Here is a 3963-nt window from a genome sequence, read left to right as displayed (position 1 = left end):
ACACTAACACTGCTACCCTTGACCACGGAGGCTCCTTCGCTAGAACGGTTAGGTTTAAGGCACCACCCATTCTGCCTAGAAGCCTCTCGTCATACCAACCCATCCATCAAAACAACAAACACGGTCGTACATATTTCTCCCTAGGCTCTATCTACGATAGTATGATTATAAACAGCGACACCATGTAGCACTCGATACCGATGTAGGTATCCTTGCCAAGCTCATTCTGCACCGCCTCAATTACCGACTTGTGCTCAGACTCACTGCTCCGCCAGTGCAACGACCCATGGTCATCGATTGTGCCAACCAACTGGAATCGTGCCACTTGCCTCCAGATGATTCATCGAACAATCCAAGCTAACCTCAAAACACTGGACTAACCCACCAGCACGTGCAACACATATCATGGCGGATATCACTGTCAAAAACCATTCCTTAAGACAATCGGAACGGCAGCAATGAGCACGAAATAACTGGGGCCTTGGAATCACTGGAATTCCAAGGCCCTCAACGCTATCCGACGATCACTTCTTAGACGTTGGGGAGAACTTGAACTCGACGATATCGCCGTCCTGCATGACGTAGTCGCGGCCTTCCTGGCGGAGTTTGCCTTCCTCCTTGATCTTGACCATCGAGCCTTCGGCGGCAACGAAGTCGTCGTAGGAGACGATGTCGGCCTTGATGAAGCCCTTTTCGAAGTCAGTGTGGATCACGCCGGCGGCCTGCGGGGCGGTCCAGCCCTTGTGGATCTGCCAGGCGCGCACTTCCTTCTCGCCGGCGGTCAGGAAGGTCTGCAGGCCGAGGATGTCGAAGCCGACGCGGGCCAGCTGGTCGAGGCCCGATTCGGCGAGTCCGGCGTCGGCGAGCATCTCGCGCGCGTCGTCCTCGTCGAGGTCCGTGAGGTCGGCCTCGAACTGGGCGTTGAGGAACACGGCCGGAGCGGGAGCCACGGACGCGGCGAGTTTCGTCTTGAGTTCGTCGTTGGCAAGTTCGTCATCGTCCACGTTGAACACGTAGATGAATGGCTTGGCGGTCATCAGGTGCAGGTCGTAGATGTCGGCCTTGTCGATCTTGCCGGCGGCAGCCGCATGGTCGATGGTCTCGCCATCCTCGAGGATGGCCTTCGCCTTCTTGACCGCGTCGAGGTACGCCGGCTCGATCTTCTTGCCGCGCAGGTCCTTCTCGAGCTTTGGCAGCGCGTTCTCGATGGTCTGCATGTCGGCGAGGATCAGCTCAGTGTTGATCGTGTCGATGTCGTCGGCCGGGTCGACCTTGCCGTTGACGTGGACGATGTCGTCGTCCTTGAACGCGCGCACGACCTCGCAGATCGCGTCCGCCTCGCGGATGTTGGCGAGGAACTTGTTGCCCAGGCCTTCGCCTTCGGACGCGCCCTTGACGATGCCGGCGATGTCGACGAACGTGACGGTGGCGGGCACGACCTTCTCGGTGTGCACGAGCTTGGCGAGCACGGGCAGGCGCTTGTCGGGCAGCGGCACGATGCCGGTGTTCGGCTCGATGGTGGCGAACGGATAGTTTTCCGCGAGGACATTGTTGCGCGTCAGCGCGTTGAACATGGTGGACTTGCCGACGTTCGGCAGACCGACGATTCCGATAGTAAGAGACATGAGTCCCAGTATTGGCGGCAAGGTGGACGTTGCCGGACGGTTCCGCGATGCGGTATGTCGTCGTCCGCCGATCGGACCGATCGATAGACGACGACATACCGTTACATAGCCGCGGAAAGAAACCGCCTCGTCCGCGCTTGCGATCAGGCCATCGGCACCGTCAGCCGCACCGAGTCGAGATCTACCTCGAAATCGGACAGCGGCACGGCGGCGAGTCGTTTCGAGTTGTTGCAGATCGCGAGCGCGAGCCGATGCCCGGCGCGCACGATCCAGTCGGTGGCGAGCAGGTCGAACGAGACGTCCATCCATTCGCCGGTCGCCGTGGGCGTGAACGCGTCGAACGAGTCCTTGTGGGCGGTGGCGATCCAGCCGCGCGTCACCATGTTCTGCATCTCATGCGATTTGCGCGGCACGCATACCGGGTAGACGGCCTTGTCGTCGTCGGACGAGCCGCCGACCGCGGGCCGTTTTTCCTTCAATTCGACGAGCGCGTGGATGTCCTCGCTCACCTGCACGTAGTTGCCTTCGCCGTATTCGATGAGCGAGACGCACAGGTTCGTGTCGGGTGCGGATGCCTTGACGCGCAGGCTGATGTGCGGTGTGCCTGAGATGTGCCGGTCGTCGGCGAGCGGTTCGCTCACGTACAGTAGCCGTTCGTCGCTCGCGTGACCGGATTCGCTGAACGGGATGAGTTCGCGGATGCGCGCGCCCTTGATCGTGGCGACATGATCGCCCTGATCGGATTCGTCATCATCCGCCGTAAACTCGCGCAGCACGCCCAGCCGCGCGTCCGCTCCCCCGCGAACGCCGAACGTGCGCACCGCCGTTCCCGGCACCGGCCAGCTCGCATATTCGTGCCAGTTGCCGTCCAGGTCCTCGATCGAGGCCTCCGGTTCGTCCATGATACTGTTGTCGACGCCCTTGAGCCAGTAGTCGAACCATCGTTCCAGGGTCGCAAGCCACGCGTCGTGGCGCACGTCGAACGGGTCGTCGTGCGCGTACTGGTGCAGCCAGATCTTGCGCGGCACGCCGTGCTCCCCCAGCGCCTTCCAGTACGTATCGACCTGGTTCATCATCACGTTGAGGTCGTTGACGCCGTGCACGAGGAACACGCTGGCCTTGAACCGGTCGACGTGCGCGCGGTAGTCGCGTTCGGCCCAGAACTCGTTGTAGCTGCGGTGTTCCTTGTCAGAGCCGTCGTGCAGCCGACGCCAGCCGCCTTTGGTGTTGAACCGCTGGAGTTTGCCGTCGGCGGTGGATTGCAGGGTGACGGCGAAGTTGTCGGGTTCGAACCAGCCGCCGTCGGCGTCGTCGCCGTTGAGCAGCGCGCCGTGCGGATGGTACCAGTCGTATTGGCTGGAGATCGCGGAGATCGGCACGATGGTCTTGAGGCCGTCGATGCCGGTGGCGGCCATGCCGTTGGGTACAGAGCCGTCGTAGGATTTGCCGATCGCGCCGACGAGTCCGGACGCCCAGTAGGCGGTCATCTCGTTGTCCGGAGTACGCCGGTCGCGGGTCATGTAGCCGGTCGCACGGCCGTTGAGCCAGTCGACGACCGCGTTGGCGGAGGCGATGTCCTTCGGCCCGCCGATGTCGCAGAATCCTTCGGACAGTGCGGTGCCGGACGTGGCGAGCATGATGACCGCGTAGCCGCGCGGCACGAAGTAGTTGTCGTAGAAGAACGGGAACTGTTTGAGTGGGCTGTTCCACTTGTCTTCCGGGTGCGAGTATTCGTATTTCTCGCCGTGTCGGTCGTACAGCTCGTAGTACGGGCTGGGATCCATGATGACGGGGATCTTCTCGGTGCCGTCGAGTTCGCGCGGACGGATGATGTCGGCACGCACCAGGTCGTTGCGGCCGTCCGCGTCGCCGTCGAACGGCAGTTCGATGTACACGAATTCGCGGATCGCGTTCTCGTATGAATACCGGGCTTCGCTCATGCCGGCCGTCTCCTTGTGTCTGTCTGATGTCTATCTGATATGACGTTGCGCACGGCGGACAGGCTCATCGTCGTCCGCCGTGCGCAACGCTACCCGCGGCCGTACCCAGCGCATGCCGACGCCTACGACGATAGCGATTGCGTTATATGCATACTGCGTACAGGTTACGAGCGAACCGCACTTAGTGCCTTGTCGGGCTTAATGTGATGGGTCTGACGCTCCCTCAGTCGGCTTTGCCGACAGCTCCCTCAGCCGAGGGAGCCAAGAAAACAGGCGCTTGTGTTGTTTTCGTGGGTGTGGGTTCGTCGTTGAGCCGTTGAGGGAGTAAGAGAAGAGCGCTTCCTGGGTAGGATGTTTTCGACCAAGATAAACAAGCAACCAGCAAGCGCCTGATGAAC

General features: G+C 61.1%; 2 protein-coding genes. Both read right to left on the bottom strand.

Annotated elements, in window-relative coordinates; all coding sequences use genetic code 11:
* Window positions 1-524 precede the first annotated feature (524 nt).
* Window positions 525-1625 (bottom strand): redox-regulated ATPase YchF, encoded by a 1101-nt coding sequence (ychF, locus tag KIH76_RS11430; protein ID WP_219070777.1) that lies wholly within the window; start codon window positions 1623-1625, stop codon window positions 525-527.
* Window positions 1626-1768: 143 nt separating this feature from the next.
* Window positions 1769-3565, bottom strand: coding sequence for a CocE/NonD family hydrolase (locus KIH76_RS11425; RefSeq protein ID WP_214375185.1), 1797 nt, complete (start codon window positions 3563-3565; stop codon window positions 1769-1771).
* Window positions 3566-3963: the final 398 nt, after the last annotated feature.

This window comes from Bifidobacterium simiiventris (genome assembly GCF_019331715.1).
Taxonomy (GTDB): Bacteria; Actinomycetota; Actinomycetes; order Actinomycetales; family Bifidobacteriaceae; genus Bifidobacterium; species Bifidobacterium simiiventris.
This window is presented reverse-complemented; position numbering and strand designations above follow the sequence as displayed.